The organism is Nocardioides sp. (genome assembly GCF_051876515.1).
GTDB lineage: Bacteria > Actinomycetota > Actinomycetes > Propionibacteriales > Nocardioidaceae > Nocardioides.
Window position 1 is genome coordinate 1 of the sequence record NZ_JBJEHY010000025.1, and the last position, 17938, is coordinate 17938.

Here is a 17938-nt window from a genome sequence, read left to right on the forward strand (position 1 = left end):
GTCGGATCGCTCCTGACCCGGCATCGGCACCCTAGACCGCGGAGGGGACACTCCTCAGATGACGTTCACGATGTACAGCACGCCCTGGTGTGGATACTGCCACCGGCTCAAGAGCCAGCTCGACCGCGAGGGCATCGGGTTCGAGATCGTCGACATCGAGCAGGTGCCCGAGGCGGCGAAGCTCGTCGAGGAGGCCAACGGCGGCAACCAGACGGTGCCGACGCTGGTGTTCGCCGACGGCTCCGCGATGACGAACCCGTCGCTGGCTCAGGTCAAGGAGAAGCTCGCCGCGCTCACCTGAGCCCCGCGATGGTGTAGGTGCCGCTCAGCGGCCCCACACGTCCGGACCGGGGAGGTCTTGGCCGTACCAGTGGCGCAGCAGCGACGCCGAGATGGAGACACTGCGCGGCACGGTGATCGTGCCTGAGGCGATGCCGGCTCCCAGCTCGGTACGGGTGAACCAGCGGGCGTCGGCGATCTCGGCGCCGTCCACGCAGATCTCGCTCGACGTGGCTCGGCCGGTGAAGCCCAGCATCAGGCTGGCCGGCAGCGGCCACGGCTGCGAGCCGAAGTAGTCGACCTCGCCGACCTCGATCCCGGTCTCCTCGTACGTCTCGCGGCGCACCGCGTCCTCCAGCCGCTCGCCGGGCTCGCAGAATCCGGCCAGCGTCGACCACTGGGTGGTGGGCCACGAGGCCTGCCGCCCCAGCAGCACCTGCTCGCCCTCGCTGCCGGGCTCGCCGCGGGTGATCGTCATGATGACGGCGGGGTCGGTGCGGGGGAACTGCGAACGGCCGCAGCTCCCGCAGGTCAGCTCGTGGCCGGCGGAGCGCGGGGTCAGCTCGCCGGCGCAGCGTGGGCAGAACCGCGTCGCCCGGCGCCACTCCGCCAGCCCGACGGCGTGGAAGAGCCAGGGGGCCGCCTCGGCCGCCTCGGGGGTGCCCGAGGACAGCAGGCCGAACATCCCGCGCAGGCCCACCCAGGTCTCCGTGCCGCCGGGGACGTCCGCCCGGTCGGCCAGGACGGCGAACCTCGTCACACCGTCGCGGTGCCCCAGCAGCACGCGCTCGCCGGGAGGCGCCTCGTCCGGCGTCAGCCACACGACCCGGCCGGACGCGCCGTCGACCCGTCCGCCCGAGACCACCAGGACCCGCGTCGACGGATCGGCCCAGCGGCCCTCCAGCCAGGCCTCGTCCGTACGGTGCAGACCTTCACGGTTGTGCGCCCGCACCGACAACGCCAGGTGCGGCAACGCGGACATCTCGTCACGGCTCACGGGGCCGAGGCTACCGGCCGCTGCCGGGAGCCCGTCGGAGTACGTTGCTGCTCATGAGCACCCACATCGGAGCCGCCGCCGGACAGATCGCCCCCACCGTGCTGCTGCCCGGCGACCCGCTGCGCGCGAAGTGGATCGCCGAGACGTTCCTCGACGACGCCACCTGCTACTCCGAGGTCCGCGGCATGTACGGCTTCACCGGCACCTGGCGCGGCCAGCCGGTCTCCGTCCAGGGCTCCGGGATGGGGCAGCCGTCGATGGCGATCTACGTCAACGAGCTGTTCCGCGAGTACGACGTGCAGCAGATCGTGCGCGTCGGGTCGTGCGGCGGGGTCACCGAGTCGGTCGGGATCCGCGACATCGTCATCGCGTCGGGCGCCTGCACCGACTCCTCGATGAACCGGATCACCTTCGGCGGTATCGACTACGCCCCCGTCGCAGACTTCGGCCTGCTTCGGCGGGCCGTGGAGGCGGCCGAGGCGAACCCGGACTCCTCCCCCGTCCACGTGGGACTCATCTTCTCGAGCGACTCGTTCTACGCCTCGCGCCCCGAGCTGCTCGGCGGGATGGTCGAGTACGGCGTGCTCGCCGTCGAGATGGAGGCCAGCGCCCTGTACACGCTCGCCGCCAAGCACGGCCGCCGCGCGCTCGCCATCTGCACCGTCTCGGACCACATCGTCACGGGCGAGGAGACCACGTCGGCCGAGCGTGAGCAGACGTTCGGCGAGATGGTCGAGATCGCGCTCACCGCCGCGCTGGGCGGCTGAGGCCGGCACCGCCCGCCGACGCCCGGAGCACGCTCACCCGTCGAGCAGGGCGCGCAGCTCCTCCCGGCCGGGCAGGTCGTCGTGGACGACCAGGTCGTCGGTGCGGACGTAGCAGAAGCCGGCGCGCACGCACTCCACGGGAACGCCCTGCAGCTCGGCCCAGGCGACCCGGTAGAACGCCAGCTGCAGGGGGTCCGCGTCCTGGCGACGGTTGGTCTTCCAGTCGACCAGCAGGAACGACCCGTCCGGTTCGCGGTAGACCGCGTCGATGCGTCCGCGCACGACGTGGCCGGCGATGACCAGCGAGAACGGCGCCTCCACCGCGAACGGGGCGCGGTCCGCGAACTGGCCGCTGTCGAACGCCTCCTGCATCGCGACCAGGTCGGCGTCCGACTCGATGCCCGTGTCGGCGCGGCCGGGCAGCTCGTCGGGGTCCAACAGGCCCTGCTGCCCGAACCGTGCCTCGATCCAGGCGTGGAAGGCGGTGCCGAACGTGGCCGCGGGCGAGGGCTTGCGCGGCATCGGCCGCAGCAGGTCGAGGGCGAACCGCTCGGGGTCCTGGCGCAGCGCGAGCACCGACGACGTCGACAGCGACTCGGGCAGCACCACACGCGCCCGGGACGTCCGCATCTCGCGCGCCTCGCTGACCAGGGTGTCGAGGGCGGCGTCCCACTGCGCCACCAGCGCCTGCTGCTCAGCGTCGAGACCGAGGTCACCGTCAAGGGCCGAGGGCGTCAGCACGCCCGCGCGGGCCAGGACCTGGCCGGCCTCGTCAACCCGCCGCGCCGCCTCGACCCGGCGTACGCGCTCCGGGCCCTCCTGGGTGACGGGCCACTCGACGCGGGCCGGGTTGGCGGTGCGCGGGTTGGGCTCGTCGGTCTCGCGGGCGTACCACGGGTCGAGCGGCACGCCCCAGGACTGCTGCAGGTCGCGCACGGTGGTCATGTACGGCGAGGGGTCGAGCGGCTTCTGCGTGGTCGTCCACACGTACGAGCTCACGACGAACTCGTGCCGTGCGCGGGTGAAGGCGACGTACCCCAGGCGGAGCTCCTCCATCGCCTGGTGCGCCCGGGCCCGCTCGTCGAGTGAGCCCTCGGCCCCCTTGATGTCGTCCGCGGAACAGCCCCGCAGCTGCGGCACGGACGACGCGTCACCACGCAGCGGCGCCGGCAGCTCGTGGCACACGGTGGTCCACTGCGAACGCAGCTGGGTGTTGGGGAACTTGCCCGCAGCGGTCCCGATGAGGAACACGAGGTCGTACTCGAGGCCCTTGGCGCGGTGCACGGTCAGCAGCTTGACCGCGTCGGACTCGCTGGGGGGCGCCAGGTCGAGGCCGCCGCCGTACTCGTCCTCGGTGTCGAGCCAGGCGTTGAGGGCACCGAGCGTGACGGTGCCGTCCACGGCCTGGAACTCCGCGACGGCCTTGACGAACAGGTCGAGGTTCTCGCGGCGGGCCGCGGCCGCCGGGGAGGCCGACGAGGCCAGCTCGGTGTCCAGCCCGGTGATGTCCATGATCCGGCGCAGCAGGTCGAGCAGCGGCTCGCCCACGAACGAGCGGAGGTGGGTCAGCTCGGCCGCCAGCGTCGCGAACCGCTCCAGGGCCTCGGGCGAGTACGGCAGGTCGCCGGGTGACTCGAGGGCCTCGTTGAGGGAGGCGATCTCGGTCGGGTCGGCGCCCTCGACCGCCGCCGCCAGCTCCTCGTCGACACCGGCGCCCTCGGTGCGGACGTGCTCGGCCTGCGCCAGCTCGCGTGAGCGGCTGCCCAGCAGGGCCAGGTCGCGGGGGCCGATCTCCCACCGGGGACCGCTCAGCAGGGTCAGCAGCGACGCGTTGTCGGTGACGTCGTCGAGAAGGCTGAGCGTGGAGACCACCTGGGCCACCTCAGGCAGCCGGATCAGCCCGGCGAGACCGACGATCTCGACCGGGATCTCCGCCTCGGCCAGCGCGTCGTACGCCTCGGCGCCGTGCTTGTTGGTGCGCACCAGCACGCCGATGTCGCCGTACGCGCGACCCGACTCGTGGGCGCCCCGGATCTCGGCGACCAACCAGTCCAGCTCGTCGAGATCGGTGCGGTGCAGCACCGAGCGCACCGTCCCCAGCTCGGCCTCGGGCTTGGCGACCAGCGGCTCGACGAGCGTCCCCTCCTCGGCCAGCAGCGGCGCCGCGAGGACGTTGGCGGCCTCGAGGATGCGGCGGTCTGAGCGCCGGTTGACGGTGAGGGAGAAGCGGTGCGCGGGCGAGCCGTCGGCCTGCGGGAACTGCTCGCGGAACTGCTGGATGTTCGCCACCGAGGCGCCGCGCCAGCCGTAGATCGCCTGGTTGGGGTCGCCCACGGCGGTGACCGCGTGGCCGCGGCCCGACTCGGCGGTGGGACCGCTGAACAGGCCGGCCAGGAGCCGCGCCTGCGCCACGGAGGTGTCCTGGTACTCGTCGAGGAGGACGACCCGGTACGTGTCGCGCTGCTGTGCGCCGACCTCGGCGAACTCCGTCGCCAGGCGGAAGGCACCTGCAATCTGGTCGGAGAAGTCCATCAGCCCGAACTGGGCCTTCAGGTCGCGGTACGCGGCGACGAGGTCGAGGAGCTCCTCACGCTGCTCCATCTTGGCCAGGACCGTGCGCAGGTGGGCCTGCTTGCCCTTCGTCTTGCCGCCCTCGGCGACCAACGCGTCGAGGGAGGCGGCGAAGGCGGGTCGCTCAGAGGCCTGGAAGGCGCGGACGTCGTCGATGTCCACCAGGTGCTCGCTGAGCTGGCCGTCGAGGGTCAGGAGCCACTGGACCACGGTCGCGGGATGGTCGGAGAGGTGGCGCACCGTGCCCTGGTGGCGCGCGATCACCCGCTGGGCGAGCTGGAAGCGGGACGCGTCGGCCATCACCCGCCGCTCCTGCTCGTGCCCGATGCGCAGGCCGTGGTCGGAGAGCAGGTTGGCCGCGTACGCGTTGTACGTGGAGATGACCGGCTCGAGGCGCTCGAGGGTCCCGTCGTCGCCGACGGCACCGGTGTCGAGGCCCGCGCGGGACAGGGCGGCGCGCACCCGTTGCGACAGCTCGGCGGTCGCCTTGGTGGTGAACGTGAGCCCGAGGACCTGGTCGGGCCGGACGAAGCCGTTGGCCACCAGGTAGATCACGCGGGCCGACATCAGCTCGGTCTTGCCGGACCCGGCACCTGCGATCACGACGCCGGGGACGGGGTCGGCACTGATCGCTGCCCACTGCTGCTCGGAGACGGTGAAGTCGGCGCCCGTGAGGCGGCGCAGATCGCCGGGGTCGGCGACTCGACGGCGTGCGGTGCTCACCTGATGACTCCTGCGGTGGTGCGGGCGGGGCACATGGCCCGGAAGGGGCAGAACCGGCAGTGGTCACCGGGGAGGGCCGGGAACTCCTCGGCCCGGATGGTGCGGGCGGTCTCGGCGAGCTGGCGCTCCGCGAGCAGCCACCCCTCCTCGTCGCGCGACTGCGGTGCCTGGGCCTGGATCTTGGGTCGCGGCTGGGTCGAGGCGCGCAGCTGCCACAGCTCGGCACCTCCGGAGCGGGCGTCCGGCCCGACCACGTCGGACAGGGCACCCTGCTCGACGGCGTACTGGTAGATGCCCAGCTGCGGGTGGTCTGCGACCTCCTTGGCCGAGGGTGGGTACTTGCCGGTCTTGAGGTCCACCACCACGACGGTCCCGTCGGTGGTCACCTCGACGCGGTCGGCGAACCCCCTGAGGCTGACCTGCTGCCCGTCGGGGAGCGTGGCGAGGAAGGAGAACGACTTCTCGGTGCCGACCACGGTGCGTGCGTCGGGCGAGCGGTGCGCGTTGAGGAACCGCTCGATGGAGGCCCTCGCCTCCTCCCGCTCCTTCTCGGCCGACCACGGGGTCCGGAACGGGAGCTGCGCCCAGACCTGGTCGACCAGCTCCATGAGGTCGTCGACCGTGGCGTCGGCGAGGTCGCCGCCAGCGACGTGCTCGGCCACCTTGTGGACGATGTTGCCGAACGCGGCGCCCTGGCCGGAGAAGACCGCTCCGCCCGCCTCGTGCTCGAGGAACCACTTGGCCGGGCAGTCCGCCACGGCGGTCACGGTGGACGCGGAGAGGCGCACCGGCTCCTCGGCGGGGCGTACGGGCTGGGTGGAGTGGCTGCGCGCGTGCGTGCCCCACCAGGTCGCCGGGTCCGCGGCGGGCACCAGGGCCCGGCCGTTGACCTCCACCTCGGCCAGCGCCGCCAGCCGCAGTGCCGCCGCCCGACGCAGCGGCTCGGGCTGGCCCTCGTCGCCGACGCAGCGACGCAGCTCGGCCACCACCCCGCTCATGGTGAGGGGCCGCGGCGGACGTCCCTGGACGTGCGGCACCGGCGCCCGTTCGCCGTCAGGGCCCGCCGGCATCACCTCGTCGAGGAACCTCGACGCCTGCTCGCCGTCCTCGGAGCGCGAGGCCACCGCGGTGACGACCAGCCGGCGACGGGCACGCGTGCAGGCGACGTAGAAGAGGCGGCGCTCCTCGGCCAGCAGCGCCGCCGCGCTGAGGTCGCGGGTGAGCACGAGGTGGCCGTAGACGTCCGCGGTGATCCGGTCGGCTCCCAGGAGCGTGGCGCGACGCCTGAGGTCGGGCCACGCGCCGTCCTGGACGTGCGCGACCACCACCACGGGCCACTCCAGCCCCTTGGACCGGTGGGCGGTGAGGAGGCGTACGGCCTCGCCGCGGACGCCCTTGTCGGCCAGCGTGTCGGCCGGGATCTGCTGCGCGGTGACCTCGGCCAGGAAGCTGGCGGCCGACGTGCGACCGCGGACCTGCTCGGTGCGGGCGGCGAGGTCGAACAACGCGCACACGGCGTCGAGGTCGCGGTGCGCCCGGCGGGCACCCACACCGCCCTTGAGGACCGCGCGCCGCAGCCGCTGCCCCCAGTCGGTGGCCGACCACAGCTGCCACAGCAGCCGCTCGACGTCGACACCGTCCGCCGCCTGCGCGCCCACGTCGACCAGCAGCGTGCCCAGACGCCTCGCCTTGGCCGCGACCTCCTCGGGCAGCTCGTCCAGCGCCTCCGGGCGTACGAGTGCCTCGGCGACCAGGTCGCCGGAACCACGGGCGGTCCGGCGCTCGGCAGCAGCCAGGGTGACCTCCCGCTGGCGCAACGAACGCCCCAACGCCCGCAGCTCGAGCGCCTCGAGGCCGCCGAGCGGGGACAGCAGCAGGGCCTCGGCCCGCTCCGCGGTGGGGGTGCCGGACTCCTCGTCAGCGGTGGCCACCGCCACCTCGAGCGCGTCGAGCAGCGGCCGTACGCTCGGCTCCTCGCCCAGCGGGATCTCGTCGGCAGCCACCTCGACCGGCACGCCGGCGGCGCTGAGCAGGCGGCGCAGGACCGGCAGTGTCGCGCGGCCCGACCGCGCCAGCACCGCCATGTCGGACCAGCGGGTGCCGTGCTCGAGGTGCTCGCGGCGCAGCAGGTCGGCGATGTGCTCGGCCTCGGCCCGTTCGGTGTCGTACGTGGAGACCTCGACGCTGCCCGCCGCCGTGCCGGGGGCCGGGGTGGGCCGGGCGAACGCGTGGGCCACCTCGGCCGGGATGCCGCCGACCAGGGGCAGGTTGTCCGAGACCCGCGTCGCGGCCGCGAGGATCTCGTGCCCGAACCGCCGGGTGGTGCCGAGGACGACCACCGGGGCCCGCTCCCCCGTCACCTGCGGGAACTGGGTCGGGAAGTCGAGGATGCCGCGCACCTCAGCGCCACGGAACCCGTAGATCGACTGGTGGGGGTCACCGACCGCGACCAGGTTGAGGCCGTCGCCAGCGATGGCACGCAGCAGCGCGACCTGCCCGGGGTCGGTGTCCTGGTACTCGTCGACGAAGACGTGGCTGAACTCGCGCCGCAGCTCCTCGCGGTGGGACTGCGCCTCGATGACGGCGCGGCGTACCAGGTCGGGGTAGTCGGTGGCCCCGTGATCGTCGAGGTTGGTGAGGTAGTGCTCGAGGAAGAGGCCGGCGGCGACGAACTCGGGGATGTCGCTGTCGCGGCCAAGCGCGACGAGCTGCTCGTGGTCGGCACCCTTCTCACGGGCGCGCGCCACGACCGCGGCCACCTCCTTGGCGAAGCCACGGGTGCGGGCGGCCACGGCCAGGCCGGGCGGCCACCCCAGCGAGGGACCGTGGTGGGCCAGCAGGTCGCGGACCATCACGTCGGCCTGTGGCGCCGTCAGCAGGCGCAGCGGTGCGGCGTACAGGTCGGCGGGGGTGAACCGGCGGACCAGCGAGTACGCGAAGGAGTGGAACGTCGAGGAGATGGGGCTCGCCACCGTGCGCCCCAGCCGGGCGGTGACCCGGTCACGCAGCTGCTCGGCCGCCTTGCGCGAGAAGGTCAGCGCCAGCACGGAGGCGGGGTCGGCACCGCGCTCCTCGATGCGGTCCACGATCGCTTCGACCAGGGTCGTCGTCTTGCCCGTGCCCGGCCCCGCCAGCACCAGCAACGGACCGCCGGCGTGCTCCACCACGCTCCGCTGGGCCTCGTCGAGGGTCGGCGGGACCACGGCGGCGCGGACGGGACGCTCGAGCGTCACCTGGGGGCCGCGGGAGGCAGCGTGGCGAGTCATGGCGATCACCCCATCACAGGGTGCCGACATTTTCAGCGCCAGGTCAGGTGCCGGTCGGTCGTTCGTTGTAGACGCCGGCCGTCTCCTGCCCCGACAGCTGCGCGACGGCCTCCATCACCCGGTCGGTGAGCAGGCGCCGCGCCTTGCCGCTGGCCATGCCCGCGTACTCCTCGCCCACCTCGATCGGGGACCCGAACTCGACGCGGACCTTGGCCAGCCGCGGCACCGAGGCGCCCACCGGCTGGATCTGCTCCGTGCCGCGCAGCCCGACCGGGACCACCGGGCAGCCGGCGGTCAGCGCCAGGTGCGCCACCCCGGTACGGCCGCGGTACAGCCGCCCGTCGCGCGAGCGGGTCCCCTCCGGGTAGATGCCGAAGGCCTCACCGCGGCCCAGGACCTCCAGGGCCGTGTCGAGGCTGGCCATGGCGGCCTTGGTGTCGTCGCGGTCGACGGGGAGCATCCCCAGGCCGGTGAACCAGGCCCGGCTCAGCGCGCCCTTCACGCCCGTGCCGGTGAAGTAGTCCGACTTGGCGAGGAAGACGACCTTGCGCGGCACCACGGTCGGGATCACGACGCTGTCGACGAAGCTGAGGTGGTTGCTGGCCAGGATCACCGGGCCCGTGGCCGGCACGTTGTCGAGGCCGACGACCTCGGGCCGCCACACCGCCTTGAGCACTGGCGGTACGACTCGGTGCAGGACCCCGTACAACATGGGGGCAGTGTTCCAGCCCGTGAGGGTTACCCGCGAGTCTCGTCCACGGCGGTCGGAACGGCAGCCGGGACGAAGGCGGCGCGCAGGTCCACCCGGCCTCCGGGACGCATCGGCGTGCGCTCGACCGTGTACTCCTGCCGGGCACGGTGGTCGTGGCTGGGCGGCAGGCTGCCGTCAGCCCGCACGACCCGCCACCACGGCACGCCGCCGCCGTCGCGGGCCATCACCGCGCCCACCTGGCGGGGGCCTCCCCCGCCCAGCACGGCACCCACGGCCTCGGCGATGGAGCCGTACGTCGTCACGTGGCCGGCCGGCACCGACTCGGCGCACCGCAGCACCAGCTCGGCGTACTCCTCAGGGTCGATCCGGTACGCGCTCACAGGGGCATCCTCCCGCAGCCGTACGGACGGAGGCCCTTCGTACGCGTCGCGCGCCGTCCGGGTCGCGCGCTGCCGAGGGGGCGCGGGCCGTCGATGGGGGGATTCCGACCTGTTGTGGGGGTTGCAACCCCCACAACATGACGAAGTCCCCGCCAAGGCGGGGACTTCGACATGATGTGACGAACTTTGACGGCCGAGGCCGAGGCCCGAGGGCTCAGTACACCGGCTGGCTCGGGTCGATCTGGCTGACCCAGGCCACCACGCCGCCACCGACGTGGACGGCGTCGGAGAAGCCGGCGCCCTTGACAATCGCCAGGCACTCGGCCGAACGGACGCCCGACTTGCACTGGAGCACGATCTGCTTGTCCGAGGGCAGCTCGCCCAGGGCGTTGCCGTTGAGGAACTCGCCCTTGGGGATGAGCACCGAGCCGGGGATCCGGTTGATCTCGTACTCGTTGGGCTCGCGGACGTCGACCAGCACGAAGTCGCGCTCGCCGGCCTCGCGCTCCTTGAGCATCTCGTCGAGCTGCTTGACCGAGATGGTCGAGCCGACCGCGGCCTCGGCGGCCTCGTCGGAGACGGCGCCGCAGAACGCGTCGTAGTCGATGAGCTCGGAGACGGTGGCGTTCTCGCCGCACAGCGCGCAGTTGGGGTCCTTGCGGACCTTCAGCTTGCGGTACTCCATCTCGAGCGCGTCGTAGATCATCAGCTTGCCGACCAGCGGCTCGCCGATGCCCGTGAGCAGCTTGATGGCCTCGTTGACCTGGATCGAGCCGATGCTGGCGCACAGGACACCCAGCACGCCGCCCTCGGCGCACGAGGGGACCATGCCCGGCGGCGGGGGCTCCGGGTAGAGGCAGCGGTAGCACGGAGCGTCAGCGGACAGGCTGGGCGCGAAGACCGACGCCTGGCCGTCGAAGCGGTAGATCGAGCCCCACACGTACGGGATGCCGAGCAGGTACGCGGCGTCGTTGACCATGTAGCGCGTCGCGAAGTTGTCGGTGCCGTCGACGATCAGGTCGTAGCCACGGAAGATCTCCATGACGTTGTCGTTGTCGAGGCGGCCCTCGTGGAGGACGACGTTGACCAGCGGGTTGGTCTCGGCGACGGACTCCTTGGCCGAGACGGCCTTGGACTTCCCCACGTCGGACTGGCCGTGGATGATCTGGCGCTGCAGGTTGGACTCGTCGACCTCGTCGAACTCGGCGATGCCGAGTGTCCCGACACCGGCGGCGGCGAGGTACAGCAGGGCGGGCGAGCCGAGGCCGCCGGCACCGATGACCAGCACCTTGGCGTTCTTGAGGCGCTTCTGCCCGGCCATGCCCACGTCGGGGATGATCAGGTGACGGCTGTAGCGCCGGACCTCGTCGATGGTCAGCTCGTCAGCAGGCTCGACGAGCGGGGGGAACGACACGGGGGTCTCCTTTGGTCTGCGTACCTGTGGCCGGCCGCGCGGGCGGCCGGGCCGGACGTCGTGCGACGGTCACGGTGCAACCACGACGGCAGCCCCCATGTTCCCGTCGGGGGCGACGACCAGCGACAGGCGTCCCGACATCTGGACGCTAGGTCCACCATGCGAAACTACGCGCGAGTAGGGGCGAGTGACACAATGGACAGCCAGCGGCGTTAGGCTCCACGACCACGTGGCCCGGACACACGCCGACCACACACGCCAGACACAGAGAAGGGGTCCACGCACCGTGACGACCGACACCTCACTGACCTCCGGCGTACGACCGCGCGGCGGCCGCATGCCCCGCAAGGAACGCCGGGCCCAGCTCCTCGAGTCCGCGCTGAACGCCTTCGTGGCCCACGGCTACCACGCCGCCGCCATGGACGACATCGCCGAGCGCGCCGGAGTCTCCAAGCCCGTGCTGTACCAGCACTTCCCCGGCAAGCTCGACCTCTACATGGCGGTGCTCGACTCCGCCTGCGACACCGTCGTCGACAACTGCCGCGCCGCCCTGGCCTCCACCCAGGACAACAAGCGACGCGTGGAGGCCACGGTGCGTGCCTTCTACGACTTCGTCGGCAACGACACCGGCTCCTTCCGCCTCGTCTACGAGTCGGACCTGACCAGCGAGCCGGCGGTGCGCGAGCGGGTCGACCGGACGACCACCGACTGCGCCTCGATGGTCGCCGAGGTGATCGCCGAGGACACCTCGCTGCCGCCCGAGGCCGCCCACCTGCTCGCCGTCTCCCTCGTGGGAATGGCGCAGGTCTCGGCCCGGTTCTGGTTGGACGAGAACAGCACCATCGACCTCGACACCGCGGCCGCTCTGGTGGCGGGTCTCGCGTGGCGCGGCATCGCCGGCCACCCCCTCAACGAAGAGAACTGACACCCGGCCCGCCGGGCCACCCAGGAGGAACCCATGGAGCTCAAGATCGGCATCCAGAACGCCCCGCGCGAACTGCTGGTGGAGACCGACGAGGCCCCCGAGGACGTGACGAAGCGCCTCACCAAGGCGCTCTCCGACGACGGCGTCTTCACCGTCACCGACACCAAGGGCCGCACGGTCCTGGTCCCGGCCGCCCGCCTGGCGTACGTCGAGATCGGTGGCGGCGTGGTCGGCACCGTCGGCTTCCGCTGAGGCCCACCCGGCACCACTGACAGGACCCCGTCGCCCCCTCCGGGAGGGCGGCGGGGTCCTGTCGCGCCGTGAGGCCGGTTGACGACCCGCCCGGGACGGTCCTTGACACACCCCACGGGGGCCGCGAATGTCTGAATGAGCGGCCCGCGTCAGGCGGACCCGGACGACCCAGGAGGCGCCATGCTCTGGACGATCATCGTGACCATCGTCGGAGGCTTCATCATCGGTCTGCTCGGCAAGATGTTCGCGCCGGGCGACAAGGACAACATCCCGCTGTGGGCGACGGTCGTGTGCGGCATCGTCGGCATGATTGTCGGCAACTACCTGTACGCCGCCCTGTTCGACTGCGGCGGCACGGCGCTCGACCCGAACTGCACGCGCGGGATCGACTGGTGGCGCCACGTCTGGCAGATCGTGGTCGCGGTCCTCGCGGTCATCGGCGCCGACGCGGTCCTGGCCCGTCGCAAGGCCTGACGCAGCACCGCCTGACCGCGGCACGACGAAGCGGCTCCCCACCCGACCGGGTGGGGAGCCGCTTTCGTGTGTCGTACGGGGTCGGCCGAGGGGTCCTCAGGCGTCGAGGCCCAGCTCGGCCATCCGCTCGGTGTGGCGCTCGGTGAGGCGGGTGAACATCCGGCCCAGAGCGGCCAGGTCGAGCCCGGGACGGTCGACGCCACCCGTGAGGAGGGCGGTCAGCGCGTCGCGCTCGGCGGCGATCCGCTGGGCCTGGGTGAGCGCCTCGCCCATGATCCGTCGGCCCCACAGCGCCAGCCGGCCGCCCAGCCGGGGGTCGGCGTCGATGGCGCGGCGCACCCGGTCGACCACGAACTCCGAGCGGCCCGAGTCCTCCAGCGAGGCCACGATCAGGTCGCGGGTCTCGGGGTCGAGGTACGCGGCGATCTCCCGGTAGAAGTCGGCCGCCAGCCCGTCGCCGACGTACGCCTTGACCAGGCCCTCGTACCAGTCGGCGGGGGCCGTGTGGTCGTGGAAGTTGTCGAAGGTCTGGTCGAACTCCGCCATCGATGCGTACGGGTCGGCACCCAGCTCGACGAGGCGGTCGCGCAGGGCCAGCACGTGGGAGAACTCGGTGGCCGCCATGGAGGAGATCTCGATCTTGTCCTCCATCGTCGGCGCCAGCCTGGCGTCGTCGGAGAGGCGCTCGAAGGCCATCAGCTCACCGCACGCGATGACGCCCAGCAGCTCGATCACCGCGCTGCGGTACTCCGGGTCGTCACCGAAGGTCCCGCTCGGCGCGCCAGCGACGGATTCAGTCATGCTCGCAGCCTACCGATAGCATGGGGTCGATCAGTGCCACGGTGGACCGCTCCGGCGGTCGGTGGGACTGCATCGGGCGCAGCGAGCGGGGCACGGTCAGACCCTCCCCCCTCGTCCCAGCGCAGGCATGTGCGCGGCGGGCTGCTTCACGAGTCGGCCGCACATCGGACGACACCTTGAGAAAGCGACACCACGTGACCACCTTCCGCGAGCTCGGGGTCCACCCCGAGATCTGCGACGCGCTCGAGCGCGCCGGCATCACCACTCCCTTCGCCATCCAGGAGATGACCCTCTCGGTCGCCCTGATGGGCACCGACCTGATCGGCCAGGCCCGCACGGGCACCGGCAAGACCTTCGCGTTCGGCATCCCCGTGATCCAGCGCTCGGTCTCCCCCAAGGACCCCGACTACGCCGACCTGCCGCAGGGCAAGCCGCAGGCCCTCATCGTCGCCCCGACCCGTGAGCTCGCGCTCCAGGTCTCCAACGACGTCGAGCTGGCCAGCGCCGACCGCGGCCTGCGCGTCCTCACCGTGTACGGCGGCGTCGGCTACGAGCCGCAGCTCGAGGCCCTCGACGCGGGTGTCGACATCGTCGTCGGTACGCCCGGTCGCCTGATCGACCTGGCCAACCGCAAGGCCCTCGACCTGTCGCACGTGCACGCGCTCGTCCTCGACGAGGCCGACGAGATGCTCGACCTGGGCTTCCTCCCCGACGTGGAGAAGCTGCTCTCCCTCACGCCGGAGACGCGTCAGACGATGCTCTTCTCCGCGACCATGCCGTCGGCGATCGTGGCCCTGGCGCGCAGCCACATGCGCCACCCGATGAACATCCGGGCGGAGTCGTCGTACGAGAACGCGACCGTGCCGGCCACGGCGCAGTTCATCTACCAGTGCCACGACCTGGACAAGCCGGAGATCATCGGCCGCATCCTCCAGTGCGAGGACATGGAGAAGCTGATCGTCTTCACCCGCACCAAGCGTCAGGCCCAGCGCGTGGCCGACGACCTCGCCGAGCGCGGGTTCAAGGCCGCTCCGCTGCACGGTGACATGGCCCAGGTGGCCCGCGAGAAGGCGCTGACCAAGTTCCGCGAGGACAAGCTGCAGGTCCTGGTCGCCACCGACGTGGCGGCGCGCGGCATCGACGTGCGCGGCGTCTCCCACGTCATCAACTACACCTGCCCGGAGGACGAGAAGACCTACGTGCACCGCATCGGCCGCACCGGTCGCGCGGGTGCCTCGGGCACCGCCATCACGTTCGTCGACTGGGCCGACGTGCAGCGCTGGAAGATGATCAACAAGGCGCTCGACCTGCCCTTCGAGGAGCCGCTGGAGACGTACTCGACCTCCGAGCACCTCTTCACCGACCAGGGCATCGCGCCGGGCACCAAGGGTCGCATCGCCGACCCCGCGCCGGCCAAGCCGCGCGAGGGCCGCGAGGGCCGCGAGGGCCGCGAGTCCTCGGAGCGCGCCGAGCGTCCGCGCCGTGACCGCAACCGTCGCCGTACCCGCAGCGGCTCCCCCGTCGAGGGCGAGGCCGCCGCGGCCACGAAGCCCGAGACCACGGAGTCCGGCGACGCTGAGTCCGCGGGCGACAAGCCGGCCGGTTCCGCCAACCGCAACCGCCGTCGCCGCCGTCGCCGCCCGTCGGGTGGCGGCGAGCCTGCTGCCGCCGCACCGGCGCAGGACTGACCCACCAGACCCAGCGACCCCCGACGAGCTTCTCGTCGGGGGTCGCTGGGTCTCGGGGCCCACAGACCCCTACGAGCGGCGTCGGGCACGCTTCCTGGGTGCCTTGCGGGCCCGCTTGAGGAGTCCCTCGGCCAACTCCCGGTACGCGGCCGCGCCCTTGCTGCGCGAGCTGGTCGCCAGGATCGAGCGTCCCTGGGCCGGCGCCTCGGCGAACTTGATCGTCTTGGGCACCGGCGGCATGAGGACGTCGAGGTCGTAGGTGTCGCTGATCGTCTCCAGCACCGTCCGGGCGTGCCGCGAGCGTCCGTCGTACAGGGTCGGGAGCACCCCCCACACGGCCAGGTCCGGGTTGGTGAAGGCCCGGACGTCGTGGACGGTGTCGAGCAGCTGCCCGACCCCGCGGTGCGAGAGCGTCTCGCACTGCAGCGGGATCACGACACCGTCGGCCGCGGTCAGCGAGGCCACGGTGAGGATCCCCAGCGACGGCGGGCAGTCGATCAGCACCCAGTCGTAGGTCTGCTTGCCCAACGCCTCGTGCAGCCCGCTCAGGGCGGTACGGACGACCTGCTCGCGCCCGGGCTTCTCGAACAGCTCCGCCTCGGAGCGGGCCAGCTCGATCGTGGCGGGCAGGAGGTCGACGCCCTCGTCGGTGGCCACGACCACCTCGGCGGCCGGGCGCTCGCCGTTGAGCACTTCGTACGCGGAGACCTCGAGGTCCTCCGGGTCGATGCCGAGCGAGAACGTGAGGCACGCCTGCGGGTCGAGGTCGACCAGCAGCACGCTCTGCCCGAGCTCGGCCAGCGCCACGCCGAGCGAGGCGACGGAGGTGGTCTTGGCGACGCCACCCTTCTGGTTGGCGACGGCGAGTGTCGTGGTCACGGGCTCATGATGCACCCACAGGCGTTGCCGTGGGAGGCACGACACTGTTTGCTTGCGCCCATGACGTCCCCGAAGGTCCACCCCGCCACCGCTCCCACCGCGCTCGTCACCGGCGCCACCGCCGGCATCGGGCTCGAGTTCGCACGCCAGCTCGCCACCCGCGGCGACGACCTCGTGCTGGTCGCCCGCGACACCGCGCGGCTCGAGCATGTCGCTCAGGAGCTGCGTGGGCGCGGTGTGGTGGTGGAGACGATCACCGCGGACCTCACCGTCCCCGCCGAGCTGGCGGTGGTCGAGGCACGACTGGCCGACGTGGAGCGGCCCGTGGACCTGCTGGTCAACAACGCCGGCTTCGGGCTCAAGAAGCGGTTCCTGGACAACCCGATCGCCGACGAGGTCGCCATGCTCGACGTGCTGGTGACCTCGGTGCTGCGCCTGAGCCACGCCGCGCTGGGCCCGATGACGGCGCGCGGGCGCGGCGGGATCATCAACGTCTCCAGCGTGGCCGCGTTCCTGCCGCGCGGCACCTACTCCGCGGCCAAGGCCTGGGTGAACTCCTTCAGCGAGTGGGCCGCCACGGAGTACCGCGACCAGGGAGTGGCGATCACCGCCCTGTGCCCCGGCTTCACCAAGACCGAGTTCCACCAGCGGATGGACGTCAAGCGCGGCGACGGGCCGCTCTGGCTCGACGTCGAGTTCCTGGTCCGTACGGCGCTGGAGGACCACGCCAGGGGCAAGGTGTTCAGCATCCCCAGCGCCCGCTACAAGGCGATCGTGGGCCTGAGCCGCGCGGTCCCGACGTCGCTGCTGCAGAAGTTCCAGTCGATGGGGCGGCGCTGACCCACGGGGGTCATCCCCCTGGGACGACCTCGACGGCGCGGGCACCGTGCTCACCCGCGGCGCGGGCCGACCGTCCGGCGGCCTCCAGGAGGCGCTCGTACTCCTCCGGCGCGGTCGTGTTGACGCCGAGGTCGTGGTCGACCTTCCCCGTGCCGTGGTGGTCGCTGCTGCCGGTCACGACCAGCCCCAGGGCGTCCGCCAGCTCGCGCAGCTCGGCGCGCTGGGCGGGGCCGTGGTCCTGGTGGTCCACCTCGAGCCCGGTGAGACCGGCGGAGACCAGCTCGGCGAGGTCCTCGTACGTCATGACCTCGCGGCTGCCGCGCCCCCACGGGTGGGCCACGACGGCGACGCCGCCGGCCCCGCGGACCGCGGCGAGCGCCCCCAGCAGCGGCGCCGACTCGCGGTGCACGTACGCCGGCCGGCCGGGCGACAGGAAGCGGTCGAAGGCCTCGTTGCGGTCCCGTACGACGCCCGCGGCGACCAGGGCGTCCGCCACGTGCGGCCGACCCGCAGCCGCTGCGTGGCCGGCGACGGCGGCCACCGCGGCCTCGTCGACCCCGATCCCGAGGGCGGCGAGCTTGGCGACGATCGCCGGCACCCGCTCGCGACGCCGTTCGACCACCGCGGCCAGGGTCGCGACCAGGTCCGCGTCGTGGGGGTCGGGGAGGTAGGCCAGCAGGTGGACGCTGCGTCCACGCCACGTCGTGGAGACCTCGATGCCGCGGACCAGCTCGATCCCGACCTCGACCGCCGCCCGTGCCGCCTCGTCCCACCCGGCCGTGGTGTCGTGGTCGGTCAGCGCCACCACGTCCAGACCCGCCGCCCGGGCCCCGCCCACCAGGTCGGCGGGCGAGGCCGTGCCGTCACTGGCACGGGAGTGGGTGTGGAGGTCGATGCGCATGCCCTCAGCGGACCCCGGACATCAGGGCCTTGATGGGCTTGGAGGCGAACAGCATCACGACACCGACCA

Annotated in this window: 16 protein-coding genes; 7 read left to right on the top strand and 9 right to left on the bottom strand. The window is 72.4% G+C overall.

What is annotated here, in order from left to right:
- Nucleotides 1-58 precede the first annotated feature (58 nt).
- Nucleotides 59-301, top strand: coding sequence for a mycoredoxin (locus tag ACI379_RS01265; RefSeq protein ID WP_439790244.1), 243 nt, complete (start codon nt 59-61; stop codon nt 299-301).
- A gap of 24 nt (nt 302-325) precedes the next feature.
- On the opposite strand, the gene nudC is transcribed toward ACI379_RS01265, so the two are convergent.
- Complete coding sequence (nudC, locus tag ACI379_RS01270) at nt 326-1276, bottom strand: NAD(+) diphosphatase (protein ID WP_439790245.1); 951 nt, start codon at nt 1274-1276, stop codon at nt 326-328.
- A gap of 53 nt (nt 1277-1329) precedes the next feature.
- Here nudC and deoD point away from each other — a divergent pair, with 53 nt between their 5' ends.
- A complete protein-coding gene (gene deoD / locus ACI379_RS01275; protein WP_439790246.1) occupies nt 1330-2043 on the top strand; it encodes a purine-nucleoside phosphorylase in 714 nt (237 codons plus the stop codon).
- A gap of 33 nt (nt 2044-2076) precedes the next feature.
- Here the strand turns inward: deoD and ACI379_RS01280 are convergent, their stop codons facing one another.
- The 5 genes from ACI379_RS01280 to moeZ all read right to left on the bottom strand — a co-directional run bounded on the left by ACI379_RS01280 (nt 2077) and on the right by moeZ (nt 11109).
- Nucleotides 2077-5337, bottom strand: a complete 3261-nt coding sequence (locus ACI379_RS01280; RefSeq protein WP_439790247.1) for an ATP-dependent helicase — start codon at nt 5335-5337, stop codon at nt 2077-2079.
- On the bottom strand, nt 5334-8603 hold the full coding sequence (locus ACI379_RS01285) for an ATP-dependent helicase (RefSeq protein ID WP_439790248.1): 3270 nt from the start codon (nt 8601-8603) through the stop codon (nt 5334-5336). The genes ACI379_RS01280 and ACI379_RS01285 overlap by 4 nt, the downstream gene beginning before the upstream one ends.
- 43 nt (nt 8604-8646) lie before the next feature.
- Entirely contained in the window at nt 8647-9315 is a 669-nt protein-coding gene (locus ACI379_RS01290) for a lysophospholipid acyltransferase family protein (RefSeq protein WP_439790249.1), read from the bottom strand.
- A 26-nt stretch (nt 9316-9341) separates the two neighbouring features.
- Nucleotides 9342-9695, bottom strand: a complete 354-nt coding sequence (locus tag ACI379_RS01295; protein ID WP_439790250.1) for an MGMT family protein — start codon at nt 9693-9695, stop codon at nt 9342-9344.
- A gap of 214 nt (nt 9696-9909) precedes the next feature.
- Nucleotides 9910-11109 carry an adenylyltransferase/sulfurtransferase MoeZ gene (moeZ, locus tag ACI379_RS01300; RefSeq protein ID WP_439790251.1) on the bottom strand — a complete coding sequence of 400 codons (1200 nt, stop codon included), beginning with the start codon at nt 11107-11109 and terminating at the stop codon, nt 9910-9912.
- Between the two features lie 286 nt (nt 11110-11395).
- Between moeZ and ACI379_RS01305 the strand changes: the two genes are divergently transcribed.
- The 3 genes from ACI379_RS01305 (at nt 11396) to ACI379_RS01315 (ending at nt 12760) form a co-directional block, all read left to right on the top strand.
- A complete protein-coding gene (locus tag ACI379_RS01305) occupies nt 11396-12034 on the top strand; it encodes a TetR/AcrR family transcriptional regulator (RefSeq protein ID WP_439790252.1) in 639 nt (212 codons plus the stop codon).
- A gap of 33 nt (nt 12035-12067) precedes the next feature.
- Nucleotides 12068-12286 (top strand): DUF3107 domain-containing protein, encoded by a 219-nt coding sequence (locus ACI379_RS01310; RefSeq protein WP_439790253.1) that lies wholly within the window; start codon nt 12068-12070, stop codon nt 12284-12286.
- 180 nt (nt 12287-12466) lie between these two features.
- The gene (locus ACI379_RS01315) at nt 12467-12760 is read left to right on the top strand and encodes a GlsB/YeaQ/YmgE family stress response membrane protein (protein WP_439790254.1); all 294 of its coding nucleotides are present in this window, start codon (nt 12467-12469) and stop codon (nt 12758-12760) included.
- A gap of 96 nt (nt 12761-12856) precedes the next feature.
- On the opposite strand, the gene ACI379_RS01320 is transcribed toward ACI379_RS01315, so the two are convergent.
- Nucleotides 12857-13561 carry a ferritin-like fold-containing protein gene (locus tag ACI379_RS01320; protein ID WP_439790255.1) on the bottom strand — a complete coding sequence of 235 codons (705 nt, stop codon included), beginning with the start codon at nt 13559-13561 and terminating at the stop codon, nt 12857-12859.
- Between the two features lie 194 nt (nt 13562-13755).
- On the opposite strand from ACI379_RS01320, the gene ACI379_RS01325 reads away from it, so the two are divergent.
- Nucleotides 13756-15249 (top strand): DEAD/DEAH box helicase, encoded by a 1494-nt coding sequence (locus ACI379_RS01325; RefSeq protein ID WP_439790256.1) that lies wholly within the window; start codon nt 13756-13758, stop codon nt 15247-15249.
- A 69-nt stretch (nt 15250-15318) separates the two neighbouring features.
- On the opposite strand, the gene ACI379_RS01330 is transcribed toward ACI379_RS01325, so the two are convergent.
- A complete protein-coding gene (locus ACI379_RS01330) occupies nt 15319-16128 on the bottom strand; it encodes a ParA family protein (protein ID WP_439790257.1) in 810 nt (269 codons plus the stop codon).
- Nucleotides 16129-16188: 60 nt separating this feature from the next.
- On the opposite strand from ACI379_RS01330, the gene ACI379_RS01335 reads away from it, so the two are divergent.
- Nucleotides 16189-16968 (top strand): SDR family NAD(P)-dependent oxidoreductase, encoded by a 780-nt coding sequence (locus ACI379_RS01335; protein WP_439790258.1) that lies wholly within the window; start codon nt 16189-16191, stop codon nt 16966-16968.
- A gap of 10 nt (nt 16969-16978) precedes the next feature.
- Here the strand turns inward: ACI379_RS01335 and ACI379_RS01340 are convergent, their stop codons facing one another.
- Nucleotides 16979-17869, bottom strand: coding sequence for a PHP domain-containing protein (locus ACI379_RS01340; RefSeq protein WP_439790259.1), 891 nt, complete (start codon nt 17867-17869; stop codon nt 16979-16981).
- Between the last annotated feature and the right edge of the window lie 69 nt (nt 17870-17938).

Excerpts from the sequence above, each read along its gene's own strand:
- ACI379_RS01315 (WP_439790254.1), top strand. The coding sequence starts at position 12,467 with ATGCTCTGGACGATCATCGTGACCATCGTCGGAGGCTTCATCATCGGT.
- ACI379_RS01320 (WP_439790255.1), bottom strand. The coding sequence starts at position 13,561 with ATGACTGAATCCGTCGCTGGCGCGCCGAGCGGGACCTTCGGTGACGAC.
- ACI379_RS01285 (WP_439790248.1), bottom strand. The coding sequence starts at position 8,603 with ATGACTCGCCACGCTGCCTCCCGCGGCCCCCAGGTGACGCTCGAGCGT.
- ACI379_RS01310 (WP_439790253.1), top strand. The coding sequence starts at position 12,068 with ATGGAGCTCAAGATCGGCATCCAGAACGCCCCGCGCGAACTGCTGGTG.
- ACI379_RS01340 (WP_439790259.1), bottom strand. The coding sequence starts at position 17,869 with ATGCGCATCGACCTCCACACCCACTCCCGTGCCAGTGACGGCACGGCC.
- deoD (WP_439790246.1), top strand. The coding sequence starts at position 1,330 with ATGAGCACCCACATCGGAGCCGCCGCCGGACAGATCGCCCCCACCGTG.
- ACI379_RS01290 (WP_439790249.1), bottom strand. The coding sequence starts at position 9,315 with ATGTTGTACGGGGTCCTGCACCGAGTCGTACCGCCAGTGCTCAAGGCG.
- ACI379_RS01265 (WP_439790244.1), top strand. The coding sequence starts at position 59 with ATGACGTTCACGATGTACAGCACGCCCTGGTGTGGATACTGCCACCGG.
- ACI379_RS01335 (WP_439790258.1), top strand. The coding sequence starts at position 16,189 with ATGACGTCCCCGAAGGTCCACCCCGCCACCGCTCCCACCGCGCTCGTC.